Raw genomic sequence first — 18,888 nt, 5'->3', positions numbered from 1 at the left:
TGGGGTGGTGTTGGGTGTTTTTTTCGGGGGGGGGGGTAACCCCCCATGCCCCGCCGGGGGGGTACGGGGGGGGGGGGGGGGGGGGGGGGGCGCCCCCCCCCCCCCCCCCCCTCCGCTCACAGGCTCGCGCGGACGGCCTGGGCCCAGCCCTCGCCCATGGGGGCGTCGGTGACGGTCGCGTTGGGGACGGCGTCGAGCAGGTCGGCCATGCCGTCGACGGTGGCCCCGTTCGCGGTCACCCAGAGCCGTCCGACGGCGGGGGCCATCTCCAGGTCGCTCACGCTGTCGCCGATGGCCACCGCGTCGTCGGGCGTGAGGCCGCGGCGCTCGAGGTCCCAGGCGATCGCCGCGCCCTTGGAGATCCCGCGCGGCATGAGGTGGTAGACCCGCGGCGGCAGCGCCTCCGGGGCCAGCGTCATGCGCGAGGTCGTCGGGATGGCGCCGTTGTCCTTCAGCGTCAGCCAGCCGGTGCCGCGGTCGGCCAGGTCGGCGTCCACGGCGAGCGGGTCGACGCGGCCGCGCAGCAGCGCGTCGGTCTCGTGCGTGGCGTGCCAGGGCGCGTGCCACTCCAGGCGGCCGGGGTGGCGCGCCAGCAGGTCCTCGACGATGCCGAGCTCGGCCATCACCTCCATCGGCGTCCGCCCGGCGTACTCGGCCGGCAGTTGTCCGGTCAGCCGGTGCACCCCGCGGCCGACGTCCCAGCTGACCACCGAGCCGAGCTCGGCGATCGCGCCGTCCGCCGCGAAGATCCGTGCCGCCTCCACGACCTGCTCGTACGTGCGGCCGCTGACCAGGACCAGCAGAGCGCCGGCCCGGTGCAGGTCGAGCAGCGCACTGGCCGGGGCGGCGGTCAGGTCCCGGGCGGCGGTGTGCCAGAAGGAGCCCCGCGGGCCGACCATCGTGCCGTCGAGATCGGTGTAGACGATGCGCGCTGCCACGCCCACATCGTGGCCGGGCCGGTGCGGCCCGGGTCACGTGGGTACAGTCGCAGGCGTTCCACTCATCCAGAGGGGCAGAGGGACACGGCCCGACGAAGCCCCGGCAACCGCCGCCTGCGCGTCCGCGCAGCGAGAGGTGCCAATTCCGTCCCGCGCGGCTCGACGGCCCGCCGCGGGGAAGATGAGGAGGTAGTCGTCGCATGACCCTGACCGCTCCCGGCTCCGTCCAGGCCGACTCCAGCGCCGGCGGCCCGATCCCGCCGTGTCCGGCCCGCGGGCTGGTCTGCCGCAACTGCGGTGCCACCTTCGGCCTCATCGCCGAGCACGCCTGCGCGGAGTGCTTCGGCCCGCTCGAGGTCGACTACGACAAGGACCTGCTCAAGGCCGTCACCCGCGAGCAGATCGAGGCCGGCCCGCAGAACATCTGGCGCTACGTCGCCCTGCTGCCGGTGGGTCAGGACCCGGCCGACCGCGTCTCGCTCGACCCGGGCCTGACCCCGCTGGTCCGCGCCGACCGGCTGGCCGCGGAGCTGGGGCTCACCGGTGGGCTGTGGGTCAAGGACGACTCGGCCAACCCCACGCACTCGTTCAAGGACCGCGTGGTCAGCCTCGCGGCCACCGCCGCCAAGGGACTGGGCTACAAGAAGATCGCCGCGGCCTCCACCGGCAACCTGGCCAACTCCGTCGCCGCGCACGCCGCCCGCGTCGGCCTGCCCTCGTTCGTGTTCATCCCGGCCGACCTGGAGCCGGGCAAGGTCGTGCAGTCGGCGGTGTACGGGCAGACGCTGGTCGCCGTCCAGGGCTCCTACGACGACGTCAACCGGCTGACCAGCGAGCTCGCCGAGACCGACGAGTTCGAGGACACCGCGTTCGTCAACCAGAACGTGCGGCCCTACTACGCCGAGGGCTCCAAGACGATGGGCTACGAGCTCGCCGAGCAGCTCGGCTGGCGGATCCCGGCGCAGGTCGTCATCCCGATGGCGTCGGGCTCCCTGCTGACCAAGGTGGACAAGGCCTTCCGCGAGCTCACCGCCGCCGGGATCGTCGAGGCCACCGAGTGGACGATCTTCGGCGCCCAGTCCGCCGGCTGCGACCCGATCGCCACCGCGTTCGACAACGGCTGGGACGTCGTGAAGCCGGTCAAGCCCACCGGTATCGCCAAGTCGCTCAACATCGGCAACCCCGCCGACGGTCCCTACGCGCTCGACGCCATCCGGCGCACCGGGGGTGCGGTCGGCCGGGTGGGCGACGAGGAGATCGTGCGGGGCATCCGCGACCTCGCCCGCACCACCGGCGTCTTCGCCGAGACCGCCGGTGGCGTGACCGTGGCGGTGCTGCGGCAGCTCGTCGAGGACGGCCGGCTCGACCCGGCCAAGGAGACCGTCATCCTCAACACCGGCGAGGGGCTGAAGACCCTCGACCCGCTGGAGCCGGTCGTCGGGCCCACGCACGTGGTCGACCCGTCGCTGTCCTCGGTCCGGGCCGCGGGCCTCATCGGGTGACGGGGTAGGGTCGGGTGCGTCCGGGTGTGTGGGGCGGTGTCCCCCCATCCGGTGTGGCGCGTGCGTGAGGTTGCTCTCACCACGGCTTTCGTGTTGTACCTTCTCCCGCGGTTCCAGTTCCACGTTCGTGTTCGACGGGCGGAAGAGCTAGACCCGGCCCCCTGGTTGGCGGGGGTCGTCCGCAACGCACGAACGTGGGAGCACACGTGGCACAGGGCACCGTGAAGTGGTTCAACGCCGAGAAGGGCTTCGGCTTCATCGCCGTCGACGGCGGCCAGGACGTCTTCGTCCACTACTCGGCCATCCAGATGGACGGCTACAAGAGCCTCGACGAGGGCCAGCGGGTCACCTTCGAGGTCGTCCAGGGCGAGAAGGGGCCGCAGGCGGACGCCGTCCGCGTCGCCTGAGCTCGCGAAGGCGAGCAAGGGCTCAGCGCCTGAGCTCCACAGCTCGTTCCCGAGGCCCGGTCCCCGTGCGGGGGCCGGGCCTCGGTCGTGTCCCGGGTGGTGGTGGCCGCGAGGAGCGGGGCCCGGCGGGTCCCCGACCAGCGGCCGGGTGAGCTCCGCTCAGCAGGGGGACGGCACGTGGTGCGGTGTCGTCCGGGGGACGACGGGGCGTGGAACAGTCGCCGGTCACACCCCGTTCTTGCACTCGGCAGGGTCGAGTGCCAGACTCGGGATTGGCACTCGACAGTGCCGAGTGCCAATCAGGTCGGAACGGTGAGGCACTGGTGTACGGGCCGACGGAGTGCCCGTGACCGCCGGTGTCGTCCGTCGCGGGCGCCGAACCCGGCCGTGCAGCGATCCATGCATGGAGGACATCACCACATGGCCAAGATGATCGCCTTCGAGGAAGAGGCGCGCCGCGGCCTCGAGCGGGGCATGAACACCCTCGCCGACGCCGTCAAGGTGACCCTCGGCCCGAAGGGCCGCAACGTCGTCCTCGAGAAGAAGTGGGGCGCCCCCACCATCACCAACGATGGTGTGAGCATCGCCAAGGAGATCGAGCTCGAGGACCCGTGGGAGAAGATCGGCGCCGAGCTCGTCAAGGAGGTCGCGAAGAAGACCGACGACGTCGCTGGTGACGGCACCACCACCGCCACCGTGCTCGCCCAGGCGCTCGTCCGCGAGGGTCTGCGCAACGTCGCCGCCGGCGCCAACCCGATGGCCCTGAAGAAGGGCATCGAGAAGGCCGTCGAGTCGGTCACCGAGTACCTCCTCTCGACGGCCAAGGACGTCGAGACCAAGGAGCAGATCGCCGCCACCGCGTCGATCTCCGCCGCCGACTCCGCCATCGGTGAGCTCATCGCCGAGGCGATGGACAAGGTCGGCAAGGAAGGCGTCATCACCGTCGAGGAGAGCAACACCTTCGGCCTCGAGCTCGAGCTCACCGAGGGCATGCGCTTCGACAAGGGCTACATCTCGCCCTACTTCGTCACCGACGCCGAGCGCATGGAGGCCGTCCTCGACGACCCGTACGTGCTCGTGGTCAACAGCAAGATCAGTTCGGTCAAGGACCTGCTCCCGCTGCTGGAGAAGGTCATGCAGTCGGGCAAGCCGCTGGCGATCATCGCCGAGGACGTCGAGGGTGAGGCCCTGGCGACCCTGGTGGTCAACAAGATCCGTGGCACCTTCAAGTCCGTCGCCGTCAAGGCCCCGGGCTTCGGTGACCGCCGCAAGGCCATGCTGACCGACATCGCCATCCTCACCGGTGGCCAGGTCATCAGCGAGGAGGTCGGCCTCAAGCTGGAGAACGCCGGCCTCGAGCTGCTGGGCCGCGCCCGCAAGGTCGTCGTCACCAAGGACGAGACGACGATCGTCGAGGGTGCCGGTGACAGCGACCAGATCGCCGGCCGGGTGAACCAGATCCGCGCCGAGATCGAGAAGTCGGACTCCGACTACGACCGCGAGAAGCTGCAGGAGCGCCTGGCCAAGCTGGCCGGTGGCGTCGCCGTCATCAAGGCCGGCGCCGCGACCGAGGTCGAGCTCAAGGAGCGCAAGCACCGCATCGAGGACGCGGTGCGCAACGCCAAGGCCGCCGTCGAGGAGGGCATCGTCGCCGGTGGTGGCGTCGCCCTGGCGCAGGCCACCGCCGTCGCGTTCGACAAGCTCGAGCTCGAGGGTGACGAGGCGACCGGTGCCAACATCGTGCGCGTCGCGCTCGAGGCGCCGCTGAAGCAGATCGCCGTCAACGCCGGCCTCGAGGGCGGCGTCGTCGCGGAGAAGGTGCGCAACTCCGACACCGGCTGGGGCCTCAACGCCGCCTCCGGCGAGTACGTGGACCTCGTCGCCAGCGGGATCATCGACCCCGCCAAGGTGACCCGCTCTGCGCTGCAGAACGCCGCCTCCATCGCGGCGCTCTTCCTCACCACCGAGGCCGTCATCGCCGACAAGCCGGAGAAGGCCGCCCCGGCCATGCCGGGCGCCGACGGTGGCATGGGCGGCATGGACTTCTGAGTCCCGCCCCCTCGTAACACCAGCACTGCCCGGCAGGGGCGGTCCCGCACCACGCGGGGCCGCCCCTGTCGGCGTTCCCGGGAACTGTCCCCGCGGCGAGATCTGCACAGTGGTCGCCATCAGCGGCTGATCGCGACCACTGTGCAGATCTCGTGGGTGCCGGTCGGGAGCGGAGCAGCAGGACTCGTCGACCGGCACACGGGCAGGCCGAGGGCCCGCCACCGGGATGGTGACGGGCCCTCGGGTGTTCAGTCGTGGCGCCTCCCGGGCGGGCTCACCCCTGGCTGGGGCGGGGACCCGGCCGGGCCGGAGTCACCGGACCTCGACGGTGAACGGACCGGCGATGCCACCCAGGCTGGACTTGATCCAGATGGTGGTCGGCGCGGTCGCCGGTGCGGGGTCGAGGACGATCTGCCACGGACCGGTGTTCTCCGGGGCCTCCAGCGCGCCCACCGTCCCCGAGGGGTACCCGGCGATCGGCGTGGCGGCCGGACCGGTGCCGGCGGTGTTCGGGCGGTGGACGGTGATGGTCGCACCCGGCACGGTGCCCGAGCCGCTGATGCGGAACTCGTCACCGGTCCGGAACTGCGCCAGGTCCAGCCCGACGCTGTCACCGGGGAGGACGACGTTCACCCCGGGGTTGGACAGCGTGGAGAACTGCGCCCCGGCCGCCGTCTTCGACTGGACCCGGAAGACCCACCGCGTCCCCGGCTCGGACCTCGGCAGACCGGTCACCTCAGCGGTGGTGCCGGTGACGACGACGTCGCGCTCGGCCTGCAGCGCGTTGGTGTTCGTCGCGTCCGTCCTCAGGTACGCCCGGACCCGGTACTCGGTGGCGTCGGGCACCGGGTTCCAGGCCAGGCTGACCCGGCCGGCGTCGTTGTTCGGCCCGGAACCGGCGATGCTGGTGATCGCCAGCCCGGTCGGGGCGACGGCGGCGGCCGCGGGCTTCGGTGACACGACGCCCGTGGCGTGCGCGACGGCGCCCGTGGCGTCGATGACCGCGACGTTGACCCGCGTGTTGTCGGCCGCGATCGGGACCGGCGCCGTGTAGATCTTCGCGGTCGGCGACGGGACGTTGCCGTTCGGCTCCGTGGTGACCGCGCTGCCGTCGACGGTGTAGTAGATCGTCCCGGCGTTGGCCGACAGGGTCAGCTGACGGTCCTCCGCGATGACCGCCGTGTCGCCGTTGAAGGCCGGCGTCGTGGTCAGCTGCAGCGCCGTGCCCTCCGGAGGCGTGGGCTCCGCGGTGCCTGCGAGGGCGAACGGTGCGCCGATCTCGCCGGCGACCATCGAGCGCACCTCGATGTCGTACAACGAGCCGGCGTCCAGCCCGTCCAGCACGACCTGGGTGGCGTCCGCACCGACTCGGGCGCCCTGCAGCTGCTGGGCGCCGTTCTCGCCGGCCGTCTGGTCGATGGCCTCGACGCTGTAGCCGGTGACGGGCGCGCCGCCGGCGACGGGTGCGGCCGACGCCCAGGTGACCGTGGCCTGGCTCTGGTTGTTCCACACCACCGAGAACTCGCCCGCGGGGGGCCGTGCGCCGTCCGGTCCCGGCGCGCAGCCGGGGGCGCCGCCGCCGACGAGTCCGTACTCCGACAGCGTCAGGCCGAGCTGGGCCTCGACCGTCGTGGCGTCGGCCATCCAGCTCAGCGCGACCTTCTCGCCGTCGAAGACCAGCTGCTGGTCGGACGGCGAGAGGCCCCCGAACGTCACCGAGAACTCGCCGTTGGCCGCGGTGCCCTGCACGGTGTAGCCCTGCGTGGCCGCGGGCGGCTCGTTCGGGCCCCAGCCGATGGCCCGCTCGCCGATGGCGCTGCCGGCTTCCCGCATCTCCGGGTTGACCACCTCGACGGCGAACCGGTTCAGGTCGACGTCCGCGCCGTAGGTGCCGGTGATCGTGACCGTGTTGACGTTGCCCTCGGCCGGCGTGCTGGCGGTCACCCCGGTGACCTCGGCCGAGCTGACCTTCATCCCGTCGACCAGGGGCGAGCCGCTGAAGCGGACCGACACGTCGTCACCCGGCTGGATGTCGGGGGTGACGTCGGTGAAGCACCCGTCGAACCCGCCACCGGGTCGCGGGGTCGCCTCGTGGTTCCACTCCATGAAGCCGGTCGCGTCGACGACGCCCGTGGCGGTGCCGACGGTCTGGCCGCCGCGGGTGACCGTCAGGGTCGCGGTCTGCCCCGCCTGGGCGGTGTAGCCCTCGATGGCCACCATGTCGCGGGAGGGGAACACCTCGATGTTCCCCGGCCCCGTCGGCGGGGTGCCGGCCGAGGCGCTGGTCGCGAAGCCGATGAGCCCGCCGGTGGCCGTGGCGGCCACCAGGCCGGCAGTGGCGAGGCGGGTCCGCGTGCTGTGGGGCGACAGTCGCGAGGGGGAGGGAGCCGCATCTGCAGTCCCGCCCCCGCGACCGCCGTGGTTGGTCGGTCGTGTCCTGGTCATGGCCTCTCTCCGCAGTCCGAGCCGTCCTGGCTCCCTCCGGACACCGGAGGGTCGGTCAGACGGTCGTCGCACGGACGGGTGCGCGGGGAGCCGCGACGAGGGGGGAGGCGTTCCCCCAATGCGTGGGGCGACGGACGTCGTACGACCACGGCGGTGCCGCCCCCGCCGGGTCCCCGTCACCCACTGACCTGCACCGACGCCGGGAGGACGAGGCGGGGGTCAGCCCCCGCTCGGGCCCAGCAGCCACCCGGCCGGCTCGGCCAGGGCGTCGGCCTCGGCCGGCCCCCAGGAGCCCGGTGCGTACCGGTGCGGCCTCGGCGGGTGCTCCTGCAGCGGGGCGAAGGCCCGCCACGCGCAGGCCAGCCCGGCGCTGCTGGTGAACAGGGAGCGGTCGCCGACCAGGACGTCGTGCAGCAGCGAGACGTAGGGCGGCAGCGGCGTCCCGCCCGGGACGTCGGCCAGCTGGAGGGTCGCGGTCGCCCGGGCCAGGGCGAGGTCCGGGCCGGGCTCCTTGGCGACCAGCGTCAGGTCGACCGCGCCGGACCCGCTCAGGGACAGCGAGAGCACGTTGCCGTGCCCGGGCACGCCGGTCACCGGCCCCTCCGGCCTGCGCAGCAGGAGGCTGACCCGCTGCTCGCTGGCCGCCATCCGCTTGCCGGTGCGCAGCACGAACGGGACGCCGCGCCAGCGGTCGGTGTCGACCCACAGCCGGGCCGCGACGAAGGTGTCGGTCGTCGAGTCGTCGGCCACGCCCTCGATGTCGGTGTAGCCGTCGAACTGCCCGAGCACCACCTCGTCGGGGTCCAGCGGGCGGAATGCGGCGAGCACGGACTCCCGCGCCTCCAGCAGGTCGGCGGGGGAGAAGCTGGCCGGCGGCTCCATGGCCACCTCGGCGGCGAGCTGGAACAGGTGGGTGACCAGCATGTCCAGCGCCGCGCCCGTGGCGTCGTAGAACTCCGCGCGCTGGGCGACGTCGAGGTCCTCCGGGACGTCGATCTGCACCTGGCGGACGTGCTCCCGGCTCCACAGCTGCTCGAACAGCCCGTTGGCGAACCGCAGCACGTGCAGGTCCTGGGTGCCCTCCTTGCCCAGGAAGTGGTCGATCCGGAACACCTGGTCCTCGTCGAGGACGGACAGCACCAGCTCGTCGAGCTCGCGGAAGGTCTCCGGCGAGGTGCCGTAGGGCTTCTCGTAGACCACCCGCGCACCCTCGGCCAGCCCGTGCTCCTGCAGGCCCCGGGTCAGCTTCTCGAACGCCGACGGCGGGACGGCGAGGTAGTGGACCAGCTGCGCGTCCCCGCCCAGCTCGCCCCGGGCCTCCTCGAGCACGTCGAGCAGGCTGCCGGGGTCGGACTCCTCGAAGCCGCCCCCGGCGAACCGCAGCCGGGTGGCGAACTCCTCCCAGGGCCCCTCGGCGTCGTCCCCCTGCCCACCCAGGGGCCCGAACTCCTCGAGCGCCTCCCGGACGCGGCCGGCGAAGTCCTCGTGCGAGACGTCCCCCCGTCCGTTGCCGACCAGCCGCCAGTCCGGGGGCAGCAGGTCCTGCTGGGCGAGCTGGAAGAAGGCGGGCAGCACCATCCGGCGGGCGAGGTCCCCGGTGGCGCCGAAGAGCACGAAGACGGTGGGCGGCAGGTCGGTCACGCCGCTCCTGTGCCCCGTCCGCGCCGCGGTCACCCGTACGGGGGCGTGCGGCGGGGGCCCGGCCGGGTAGGGGCAGGCCGTGGTCGTGGTCATCGGGACGTCGGGCTGGCAGTACCGCGACTGGCGCGGCCGCTTCTACCCGCAGCGCCTGCCACAGCGGCTCTGGCTGGAGCACCTCGCCGAGCACTTCGCCACGGTGGAGAGCAACAACGCCTTCTACCGGCTGCCGGAGCGGGCCACGTTCGAGGCCTGGCGGGCGCGCACCCCGGCCGACTTCCGGTGGGCGGTGAAGGCCAGCCGGTTCCTCACCCACGTCAAGCGGCTGCGCGAGCCCGAGGAGCCGGTGGGCCGGCTGATGGAGCGCGCCGCGGGGCTGGGGGAGCGGCTCGACGTCGTCCTCCTGCAGCTGCCGCCCACGCTCAAGGCCGACCCGGAGCTGCTGCGGACCTGCCTGGCGCAGTTCCCGGCAGGCACCCGGGTGGCCGTCGAGCCCCGGCACGACAGCTGGTGGACCGACGAGGTCCGGGCGTTGCTGGAGCGCTACGGCGCGGCGCTGTGCTGGGCCGACCGCGATGAGCAGCCGGTCGCCCCGCTGTGGCGCACTGCCGGGTGGGGCTACCTCCGGATGCACACCGGCGCCGCGTCCCCGTGGCCCCACTACCGGCCGGAGACCCTGCAGCTGTGGGCCGACCGGCTGGCGGCCACGTGGGGACCGGAGGAGGACGTGCTCGTCTACTTCAACAACGACCCCGGATGCGCCGCGGTCGTCGACGCGGTGCTCTTCGCCGAGGCCGTGCGCCGCACCGGCCGGACGCCGACCCGCGTGCCGACCCTCGACCAGGCGACGGGGGCGGCCTGGGCGGCGACGGAGGCGGCGTCCTCCCCGCCGTCCCCGCAGCGGTCCTCCCGCAGCGGGACGTGAGGGTCGCCCTCACCGGAGGACGGCGGGGTCCTCCGCGTGCCGGATGCCCAGCGCCTCGGCGGCCTGCCCCAGCACCGTCTGCACCGTCAGGGTGTCGGCCAGCGGCATGACCGCGCTCTCGGTCCGGCCGGCCCGCAGGCACTCGGTCACCTCGGCGATCTCGTGTGCGTAGCCGATGCCCAGCGGTTCCCGGGTGATCGTCTCGGGCTCTGCGCCGGCCCGGTGCAGCACGATGGTCCGCGGGTGGTGGAAGCGGGGCAGGACGTCGATCCAGCCCGCCGTCCCGAAGACGCGGGCCTGCCCGGGCGTCGGGTACCGCAGCGAGGTGGTCAGCGTCGCCGAGCGCCCGTCGGCGTAGCCCAGCAGGAGGGCGGCCTCGGCGTCGGCGCCGGTGGGGAACACCGAGCCCGTCGTCGTGACGGTGTCCGGGGTGCCCAGCAGCATCTGCGCGAACGAGACGACGTAGACCCCGAGGTCCAGCAGCGCACCGCCGCCGAGCTCCAGGGCGAACAGCCGGTCGGCCGGGTCGTACTCGCGGGCGACGCCGAGGTCGGCCTGCACCGACCGGACCTCGCCGATCGCGCCGTCGGCCACCAGCTCCCGCAGCGCCACGACGGCCGGCTGGAAGCGGGTCCACATCGCCTCCATGACGAAGACCCCGCGCTCGCGCGCCCGGTCGACCACCTCGGCCGCGCCGGCGGGGGTGGCGGTGAAGGACTTCTCCACCAGCAGCGCCTTGCCCGCGTCGATGGCGCCCAGCGCGACCGCGTGGTGCTGCGGGTGGGGCGTCGCGAGGTACAGGACGTCGACCTCAGGGTCGGCCAGGACGTCGGCGTAGGACCCGTGCGCGCGGTCCAGGCCGTGCCGCTGCGCGAACGCGGTAGCGCGCTCGGCCGACCGGGAGGCGACCGCCACCGGCCGGGCGCCGGGGACGTGCGCGAAGTCGCCCATGACGCTCTCGGCGATGCGGCCCGGCCCGACGATGCCCCAGCGGATCTCAGCGGTCACCGGCACGACGCTAACGGTGCGGGGAGACTGTCGCCCGTGACGCTGCTGATCGACCCCCCGGTGTGGCCCTGGCGGGGGCGGCGCTGGTCGCACCTGGTCAGCGACGTGTCCTACGACGAGCTGCACGCCTTCGTCGCGGCGGAGCTGGGCATCCCGCGCCGGGCGTTCCAGGGCGACCACTACGACGTCCCCGAGGAGCTGCACGAGGTCGCCGTGGCGGCCGGGGCACTGCCGGTCGGCTCCCGCGAGCTGCTGTCCCGTCTGATGGGCGCCGGCCTGCGGCTCAAGAAGACCCGGCGCGCTCCCTCAGCAGGCTGAGCTCGGCGGCCATGTTCGCCCGGGCGCGGGGGGTCCACTCCGGAGCGACCGCCGGCAGCCGGTACAGCTGCGGCAGCGCCAGCAGGTGCTCGAGGACGGCGGTGCGCCCGGAGGTGAACTCCGCGTCGGAGAGGTGCGCGTACTCCTCGCGCACCGCCGAGGCGTAGGCGGCGTAGGCAGCCGGGGGCCCGGCCAGGACGGCGAGGTCCGCGTCGCACAGCACCGCACCGTTGGCGTCGCCGGGCGCCGGGTCGTGGCCGGCGGTCAGCAGCACCAGCCGCACGACCTCCTCGACCCGCTCCTCGGGGACCAGCCCGCGCAGCCCGGCCCGCGCCCGCTGCGCGCTGACCTGCTCGTTGTCGGCGCGGCGCGGGTCGTAGACGACGTCGTGGTACCAGGCGGCCAGCCGGACGGCGTCGGGGTCGGCCGCCGCGTCCGCCAGCTCCCCGACGAGCCCCAGCACGGCCGCCAGGTGGGCGAGGTCGTGGTACCGGCGGTGCGGCTCGCTCCACGCCGCGACGAGCGCCGCCCACTCGGTGCGCGCGGTGGGGGAGTCGCCCGTCAGGTCCGCCCAGGCCTCGAACCCGACGAGGCTCATGCCACCCCGCAGGTGCGCAGGGTCAGCAGCGCGAACGCCCGCGCCGCGGTGACCACCTCGGCGACCGGCACCCGCTCCAGCGGCCCGTGCGCCAGCTGCAGGTCGCCCGGTCCGTGGTGCAGCGTCGGGATGCCGGCGGCGGCGTACAGGCGCAGGTCGCTGCCGGCGGGGATCGCCCGCTCCGGCGGGACCCTGCCGGTGCCGGCGTCCGCGACCGCCCTCTGGACGGCGGGGAGCAGCGGGGCACCCGCGGGCAGCGAGCCGCTGGCGAACGCGCCACCGGTCCAGGTGAGCCGGACGGGGTGCTCGGCCAGCCACGGGTGGGCCGCGCACGTGGCCGCCAGCCGCGCCTCGAACGCCGCGCGGGCCTCCGCCACCGGCTCGCCCAGCCGGACGCCGTAGCGCCCCTCGGCGACCAGCCGGTCGGGCACCGAGCTGGCCCAGTCGCCGGCCTGCACCCGCCCGATGTTGATCCCGTAGGGGAAGCGGGCCCCGCCGAACCGGGGGTCGGCGTCCCGCTGCCGCTCGGCCTCGAACGCGCGCAGCTCGCCGTGCACCACCTCGAACAGCTCCAGCGCGCTCACGCCCTGGTCCCGGTGGGCGGCGTGCGCGGCCAGCCCCGCGACCTCCAACCGGAAGGTCAGCGCCCCGGCGTTGGCCGTGACGACGGCGCCGGCGGTCGGCTCGGGGATGACGCACAGGTCGCCGCGGTGGCCCCGTCGCAGCGTGGCCCAGGCGCCGAGGCCGCCGTCCTCCTCCCCGACGACGGCGTGCACCGCCAGGGGCCGGGCCAGCCGCACCCCCGCCGTCCGCACGGCGGCGAGCGCGGCGAGGGAGGCGACCACGCCGGCCTTCATGTCGCAGGCGCCGCGGCCGTGGACGGCGCCCCCGGCGACGCGCGGCTCGAACGGCGGGGCGGGCCACAGGGACCGGTCCCCGGGCGGGACGACGTCGGTGTGGCCGGAGAAGACCAGGGCGGGGACACCGTCGTCGGCGGCCGGCGTGGTCCCGACCACGCCGGACGCCTCGGTGCGCGCCACCTCCTGGCCGGGCGCGTCCGGTGCGGCGGCGGCCTCGGCGAGGTCGATGGGCCACCGGTCGACGCGGCAGCCGAGTTCGTCGAGCCAGTCCCCGACGAGGTGCTGCACCTCGCTCTCGGCCGCGGTGCCACCGACCGACGGGACGGCGACCAGGGTCCGCAGCCGGTCGACGACCTCCCGCTCGTCGACGGCGGCCAGGACGCGGGCCTCGGCGGAGGTCAGGTCGGGCACGGCCGGAGTCTGGCACGCGGCCTGCCCGGTGACGGACGCCGCGGACGCTGGCGTGGCCCGCCGTGACCCTCCCGCCCCCGCCGCCCGGCTGGTACCCCGACCCCGCCGGGAGCGGTGGCACCCGCTGGTGGGACGGCCAGGGCTGGACCGCGCACGTCCAGGCACCCGCACCTCCTCCGCCCGTGCCGACGGTCGCCCAGCTCCCGCCGGTGCACCCGCGCAGCGGTTCCCCCGGTGGGGTACCGGCCCCGGCGCAGCGGGCCCCCGCCCGGTACGGGCCCTCGCTGTGCGACCAGCCGGTCCTGCTGGTGGAGCAGAAGACCAAGCTGGTCGAGCTGACCACCGAGTACGCGGTGCTCGACGGCGACGGCACCCGGGTCGGCGCGGTCGTCGAGGTCGGCCAGAGCGGGCTGAGGAAGGCCGTGCGGTTCCTGTCGGACCTCGACCAGTTCCTCACCCACCGACTGGAGGTCCGCGACGCCACCGGGGTCGTCCTCGTCCTGACCCGCCCGGCCAAGCTGGTCCGGTCCCGGGTGGTCGTCGAGCGGCCGACCGGGGAGGTGCTGGGCGAGATCGTCCAGGCCACCGTCTTCGGGCGGATCCGGTTCGACCTGGTCGTGGGCGGCCAGGTGGTCGGGGCGATCCAGGCGGAGAACTGGCGGGCCTGGGACTTCGCGATCACCGACGCCGCCGGCACCGAGGTGGCCCGGATCACGAAGACGTGGGAGGGGCTGGCGCGGACGCTGTTCACCACGGCCGACCGGTACGTCGTCCGCGTCCACTTCCGGCTGCCCGAGCCCCTGGCCAGCATGGTCATCGCCTCGGCCCTGACCGTGGACACCGCGCTGGAGCAGGACGACCGCGGCCTCAACTGACCGGCCCTCGCCCGTGTGAGCGGCCGCGACCAGGGGTAGCCTCGAAGACGTCCGGGCCGGGTGCATCGTGCCCCCGGGTGCCAATTGGTTATCGCCTTCGCGGACCACCGCCCCGACTCCGGTCGGGGGTCTGGAGCCGCGTTGTGCTTCTCGCCGCGAGGCGGCCGTCATCCGGTCCGGACCCACACTCCGACGTGCCGTCGCCGCAGCTCCCGCCTACCGTCGTCCCACAGGTGTGACCGAGGCGACATCGGGAGTTCCCATGGCAGGCGCGGTGCAGCAGGGCCACGGCCGGACCGTCGACGAACGACACCGGCTGCCGGTCAAGACCCTGGTCTCGGCGAGCATCGGCAACGCCGTCGAGTGGTTCGACTGGACGGTCTACGCCACCTTCGTCGTCTTCTTCGCCGGCCAGTTCTTCCCGGCCGAGAACGAGGCGCTGGCGCTGATCGGGGCGACGTCGACCTACGCCCTGGCGTTCTTCTTCCGCCCGCTGGGCGGCATCCTGCTCGGCCGGTTCGCCGACCTGCGCGGCCGCAAGGCGGGGATGCTGCTGACCATCCTGCTGATGGCGGGTGGCTCGATGGTGATCGCGATCCTGCCCACCTACGAGCAGGTGGGCTGGCTGGCGCCCATCCTGCTGCTGCTCGCGCGGATCGCGCAGGGCATGTCGCTGGGCGGCGAGGTGTCCAACGCCTCGGCCTACCTCGGCGAGATCGCCCCGCCGGCCCACCGCGGCCGCTACTCGTCGTTCTTCTACATCTCCACGGGGTCGGCGCTGCTGGCCGCCTCGCTGCTCGGTGTGCTGCTCACCGGGGTCCTCGACGACAACCAGCTCGAGTCCTACGGGTGGCGGATCGCGTTCTTCATCGGTGGCCTGCTCGGCCTGATCGGCATGTGGCTGCGCCGGTCCCTGGTCGAGACCGAACAGTTCGAGGAGAACGCGGAGAAGGCCCGCGCGACCAAGCACCCGCTGCTGCAGACCATCCGCCACCACCCGAAGGCCGTGGTGCAGCTGTGCGCGTTCACGCTGCTGTCGACCCTGTCGTACTACACCTTCTTCAGCGCGCTGACGCCGTTCGCGATCACGTTCCGGGACGCCGACGAGACCGACGTCTTCATCGCGCTGTCCCTCGGCACGGCGCTGTTCGTGGCCCTCTGCTACCCGTTCGGGAAGCTGTCGGACCACATCGGGCGCAAGCCGCAGCTGCTGATCTGGTCGGGCGCGATGGCGGTGCTGATCGTGCCGTTGTCGTTCCTCGTGCGGGACAACCTGTTCTCGCTGATCGTGGTCTTCTGCACGGGGCTGGGGCTCTACGCCCTCATGGCGTCGATCGCGCCGGCGATCATGAGCGAGCTGTTCCCCACCGAGCTGCGGGCCACCGGCATCGGCGCCTGGTACAACCTGACGGTCGCCACGTTCGGTGGCACGGCCCCGCTGGTCATCACCGCGCTCTCCGAGGCCGGCCACCCGCTGTGGTTCTTCTGGTACGTGGCGATCGCCGCCGCGCTCGCCTTCGCCGTCATCCTCACCCTCCGGGAGACGAAGGGCTCCGAGCTGCTCTGAGGGGTCGCCGGGGTCTCTGAGGGGCCTCAGACGCCGGGCGGCGGGGCAGGACTGCCCGACCGCCCGATGCCCGAGCCCCACCCTCAGCACGACCGTCGACGTCGTCGGAACGGACGCGACGACGGGAGACGACCATGGCGACCTACCCGAACCCCGGCCTCGAGGCCGAGCTGGCCTACCGGCGGGAACTGCTGCAGCAGATCGGCCGCCGCACCCGCACCCGCCGTGGCCCGTGGTCCACCCGCCGCTGGTGGCGGGCGAGCTGAGCAGCGCGGGGACGCTCCTGGTCCCGGCCCCGTCGGAGGGCTCTGCCACGATCGGCCTCGTGCCGCAGTGGGACGACCGACCGTTGGTGGGGCGAGGCGAGGAGCTCGCCCGCCTGCTCGCGTCGGTCGACCGCGCCCTCGAGGGGCGGGCCGGCGCGGTGCTCCTCTCCGGGGACGCCGGGGTCGGCAAGACCCGCCTGCTCGACGAGCTCGCCGCCCGGGCCGCCGAGCGGGGCGTGCGCGTGCTCACCGGCCACTGCGTGGACCTCGGTGACGTCGGGCTGCCCTACCTGCCGTTCGTGGACCTGCTCCGTCCGGTGGCCGCCGACCCGGCCGCCGCGGGTCAGCCGGCCCTGACCGGGCTGTTCACCGGTCGGGGGGCGGCCGGGGCGCCCGAGCTCCCCGCGGGGGACGCCGCCGACCTCGGCCGCCCGCTGCCGCGGCTGGCCCGCCCGGCCCTGGACGACGGCCGGCTGCAGCTGTTCGAGTCGGTGGCCGCGCTGCTGGTCGAGCTGGCCGCGACCACCCCGCTGCTCCTCGTGCTGGAGGACGCGCACTGGGCCGACCGCTCCAGTCGGGACCTGCTGCGCTACCTGCTCGCGCGGCTGGCCGACGAGCCGATCGCCCTGGTCGTCTCCTACCGCGCCGACGACCTGCACCGGCGCCACCCTCTGCGGCCGCTGCTGGCCGAGCTGGTGCGGCTCCCCGGGGTCGAGCGGCTCGAGCTCGGCCCGCTGCCCGACGCGGCGGTCGGCGAGCTGGTCCGCGGGCTGGCCGCCGGCGTCCCGGAGCGGACCGTCGAGGACGTCGTGGCCCGCGCCGAGGGCAACGCCTTCTACGCCGAGGAGCTGCTCGTGGCGGGCCTGGCGGGGGAGTCGCTGCCGCTGGCCCTGACCGACGTGCTGCTGGCCCGCGTCGAGCAGCTGGGCGAGGCGGCCCAGCGCGTGCTGCGGGTCGCCGCGGTCGCGGGCCGGCGGGTGCGGCACGACCTGGTCGCCGCCGTCGCCGGCCTGGCCCCGGCGGAGCTGGAGGCGGCGCTGGCCGAGGCGGTGCACCACCACCTGCTCGTCGTCTCCGCCGACGGCCGCTACCGCTTCCGGCACGCGCTGCTGCGCGAGGCCGTGCTGGCCGACCTGCTGCCCGGCGAGCGGGTCCGCCTGCACGCGGCGATCGCCGCCCACCTCGCCGCCACGCCGGGCGCCGGCACCGCCGCCGAGCTCGCCCACCACGCCCGCGCCAGCAACGACCTCGCAGGCGCCTTCTCGGCGTCGCTGGAGGCGGCCGCCGAGGCCGCCGCGGTCGGCGCCCCCGCGGAACAGCTGCAGCACCTCGAGGCGGCGCTCGCGCTCTGGCCCGCGGTCCCCGACGCCGCCGAGCGGGCCGGGCGGGACCAGGCGGGCCTCATCCTCGACACCGCGGCCGCGGCGCGGCGGGGCGGCGAGCTGCACCGTGCGATCGCGCTGCTGCGCTCGGCGCTGGACCTGCTCGGCGAGGACGGCGACCCGGTCGCCCGGGCGCGGGTGCACTACACGCTCGCGCAGGCACTCGGCCGCGGCGAGCACCAGGCCACGGCGCACCGGGAGAGCGCCCGGGCGATGGCGCTCGTGCCGGCCGAGCCGCCGTCGGTCGTGCGCACCTGGGCCGCGGCCACGCACGCGCGGACCAGCTACGACCTGGGCCTGTGGGCGGAGGGCGACGCGGCCGCCGAGGAGGCCCTGGCCGCGGCCGACGCCCTGGGCCTCGACAGCGCCTGGGCCGACACCGCCGTCTCGCTGGCCCGGGTCCGCGGGGTGGGCGACCCCGCGGCGGTGCGTGCGCGGCTGCAGGAGGCCCTGGCCCGCGCCCGCCGCTCGGGCGACACCGACGTCGAGATGCGGGTGCTGTTCAACCTGGCGATCGTCCCGTACGAGGCCGGCGGGGTGACCGAGGCGCTGGAGTGGATCGACCTGGGCCTGGAGCGGGCGCGGGCGCTCGGAGCGGAGTGGGCGTTCTACCCCGCCGAGCTGCGTCACCTCGGCGTGGTGGCCCGGTACGTCTCCGGCGACTGGGACGGCAGCCTGGCGCTGGCCGACCAGCTGGCACGGGTGCCGGAGATGTCGGCGCACGTGCGCGCGGCGGGCCTGCTCGTGCAGGTGGGCCGCGGGGACCCGGCCGCGGCGGAGCGGGTGGCGTGGGCCCGGGGGCTGGTCTCGCGACTGGACGCACACGTCCTGTTGCTCCTGACCACGGCAGGTGCCGAGATCGACCTCGCCGCGTGGGCGGGGGACGCGGGAACTGCGGCCGACCGGGCGCGCACGGCCGCCGAGCAGGTGGAGTCCTACTGGGGCAGCGACCGGCTGGCCGTGGTCCGCCTGGCCGCGCTCGCGCTGGCGCCGGTCGCCGACGCGGCCGCCGCCGCCCGCCGGGCCGGGGACCCCGCCGTCGAGCACTGGGTGTCGACCGGCGAGGAGCTGGCCGGCCTGGCGCGCGCGGCCGTCGAGGACCACCTGCGGACCGTCGGTGAGTTCGGCGTCGAGGCCGCCGCCTGGCGTGCCCGCGTCGAGGCGGAGGTGGCAGGCCTGGCCGGCGATGACGCGGTCGCGCGGTGGCGGGAGGCCGTCGACGTCTTCGGCTACGGCGACGTCTACGAGCAGGCCCGCAGCCGGTGGCGGCTGGCCGGAGCGCTGCTCGCGGCCGACGACCGCACCGCGGCCGCCGAGCAGCTGGCGCAGGCCGCGGCGGTCGCCGACCGTCTGGGAGCCGCGCCGCTGCGGGCGGCGGTGCTCGCCCTGGCCCGCCGGGCCCGGATCCCGCTCGACCTGCCCGGCGCCGGGCGGCTGCCCGACCCGGCGGCCGTCTTCACCCCGCGGGAGACCGAGGTGCTGCGGTTGCTGGCCCAGGGCCGCACCAACCGGCAGATCGGCGCCGAGCTCTACATCAGCGAGAAGACCGCGAGCGTGCACGTCAGCAACATCCTGGCCAAGCTGGGCGCCGGCGGGCGGACCGAGGCCGTGGCGATCGCCGCCGCTCGCGGGCTGCTGCCCGCTCCCGACACCGCGACGGGGTGACCGCCGGCCCATCCCGCCGCGCGCCCGTGCCCGC

The 18,888-nt window shown here is 74.7% G+C and carries 15 protein-coding genes and 1 riboswitch; of the genes, 9 read left to right on the top strand and 6 right to left on the bottom strand.

Translation table 11 applies throughout. The features are described from left to right. Positions 1–116 precede the first annotated feature (116 nt). Positions 117–938 (bottom strand): HAD hydrolase family protein, encoded by an 822-nt coding sequence (locus ACI79C_RS13500; RefSeq protein WP_456946170.1) that lies wholly within the window; start codon positions 936–938, stop codon positions 117–119. Positions 939–997: 59 nt separating this feature from the next. Next, positions 998–1,126: riboswitch (SAM riboswitch) on the top strand. Positions 1,127–1,138: 12 nt separating this feature from the next. On the opposite strand from ACI79C_RS13500, the gene thrC reads away from it, so the two are divergent. The 3 genes from thrC to groL all read left to right on the top strand — a co-directional run bounded on the left by thrC (position 1,139) and on the right by groL (position 4,896). Beyond that, a complete protein-coding gene (gene thrC / locus ACI79C_RS13495; RefSeq protein ID WP_456946169.1) occupies positions 1,139–2,440 on the top strand; it encodes a threonine synthase in 1,302 nt (433 codons plus the stop codon). Between the two features lie 206 nt (positions 2,441–2,646). Then, positions 2,647–2,847: a cold-shock protein gene (locus ACI79C_RS13490; protein ID WP_091218572.1), complete on the top strand. Its 201-nt coding sequence runs from the start codon at positions 2,647–2,649 to the stop codon at positions 2,845–2,847. 420 nt (positions 2,848–3,267) lie between these two features. Next, on the top strand, positions 3,268–4,896 hold the full coding sequence (groL, locus tag ACI79C_RS13485; protein ID WP_456946168.1) for a chaperonin GroEL: 1,629 nt from the start codon (positions 3,268–3,270) through the stop codon (positions 4,894–4,896). A gap of 312 nt (positions 4,897–5,208) precedes the next feature. On the opposite strand, the gene ACI79C_RS13480 is transcribed toward groL, so the two are convergent. Both ACI79C_RS13480 and ACI79C_RS13475 read right to left on the bottom strand, forming a co-directional pair. Further along, entirely contained in the window at positions 5,209–7,221 is a 2,013-nt protein-coding gene (locus tag ACI79C_RS13480) for a fibronectin type III domain-containing protein (protein WP_456946167.1), read from the bottom strand. Positions 7,222–7,560: 339 nt separating this feature from the next. After that, on the bottom strand, positions 7,561–8,982 hold the full coding sequence (locus ACI79C_RS13475; protein ID WP_456946166.1) for a glucose-6-phosphate dehydrogenase: 1,422 nt from the start codon (positions 8,980–8,982) through the stop codon (positions 7,561–7,563). A gap of 79 nt (positions 8,983–9,061) precedes the next feature. Here ACI79C_RS13475 and ACI79C_RS13470 point away from each other — a divergent pair, with 79 nt between their 5' ends. Further along, positions 9,062–9,904, top strand: coding sequence for a DUF72 domain-containing protein (locus ACI79C_RS13470; protein WP_456946165.1), 843 nt, complete (start codon positions 9,062–9,064; stop codon positions 9,902–9,904). A 9-nt stretch (positions 9,905–9,913) separates the two neighbouring features. On the opposite strand, the gene ACI79C_RS13465 is transcribed toward ACI79C_RS13470, so the two are convergent. Next, positions 9,914–10,912 carry a Gfo/Idh/MocA family protein gene (locus tag ACI79C_RS13465; protein WP_456946164.1) on the bottom strand — a complete coding sequence of 333 codons (999 nt, stop codon included), beginning with the start codon at positions 10,910–10,912 and terminating at the stop codon, positions 9,914–9,916. Between the two features lie 36 nt (positions 10,913–10,948). On the opposite strand from ACI79C_RS13465, the gene ACI79C_RS13460 reads away from it, so the two are divergent. Further along, positions 10,949–11,230, top strand: a complete 282-nt coding sequence (locus ACI79C_RS13460) for a DUF4031 domain-containing protein (protein WP_456946163.1) — start codon at positions 10,949–10,951, stop codon at positions 11,228–11,230. Here the strand turns inward: ACI79C_RS13460 and ACI79C_RS13455 are convergent. Together ACI79C_RS13455 and ACI79C_RS13450 are read right to left on the bottom strand one after the other, a co-directional pair. Continuing rightward, entirely contained in the window at positions 11,196–11,828 is a 633-nt protein-coding gene (locus tag ACI79C_RS13455) for an HD domain-containing protein (RefSeq protein ID WP_456946162.1), read from the bottom strand. The two genes, ACI79C_RS13460 and ACI79C_RS13455, sit on opposite strands and share 35 nt — an antisense overlap. Then, positions 11,825–13,099, bottom strand: coding sequence for an ArgE/DapE family deacylase (locus tag ACI79C_RS13450; protein ID WP_456946161.1), 1,275 nt, complete (start codon positions 13,097–13,099; stop codon positions 11,825–11,827). The genes ACI79C_RS13455 and ACI79C_RS13450 overlap by 4 nt, the downstream gene beginning before the upstream one ends. A 62-nt stretch (positions 13,100–13,161) precedes the next feature. On the opposite strand from ACI79C_RS13450, the gene ACI79C_RS13445 reads away from it, so the two are divergent. The 4 genes from ACI79C_RS13445 to ACI79C_RS13430 all read left to right on the top strand — a co-directional run bounded on the left by ACI79C_RS13445 (position 13,162) and on the right by ACI79C_RS13430 (position 18,854). Beyond that, entirely contained in the window at positions 13,162–13,974 is an 813-nt protein-coding gene (locus tag ACI79C_RS13445) for an LURP-one-related/scramblase family protein (protein WP_456946160.1), read from the top strand. A 262-nt stretch (positions 13,975–14,236) separates the two neighbouring features. Beyond that, complete coding sequence (locus tag ACI79C_RS13440; RefSeq protein WP_456946159.1) at positions 14,237–15,541, top strand: MFS transporter; 1,305 nt, start codon at positions 14,237–14,239, stop codon at positions 15,539–15,541. Positions 15,542–15,675: 134 nt separating this feature from the next. Further along, positions 15,676–15,807 carry a hypothetical protein gene (locus ACI79C_RS13435; RefSeq protein WP_456946158.1) on the top strand — a complete coding sequence of 44 codons (132 nt, stop codon included), beginning with the start codon at positions 15,676–15,678 and terminating at the stop codon, positions 15,805–15,807. 59 nt (positions 15,808–15,866) lie between these two features. After that, on the top strand, positions 15,867–18,854 hold the full coding sequence (locus tag ACI79C_RS13430) for an ATP-binding protein (protein ID WP_456946157.1): 2,988 nt from the start codon (positions 15,867–15,869) through the stop codon (positions 18,852–18,854). The last annotated feature ends 34 nt before the right edge of the window (positions 18,855–18,888 follow it).

Source organism: Geodermatophilus sp. SYSU D00697 (assembly GCF_054050175.1).
Note: the sequence above shows the minus strand (reverse complement) of the source record. Positions and strands in the feature narration are given on the sequence as shown.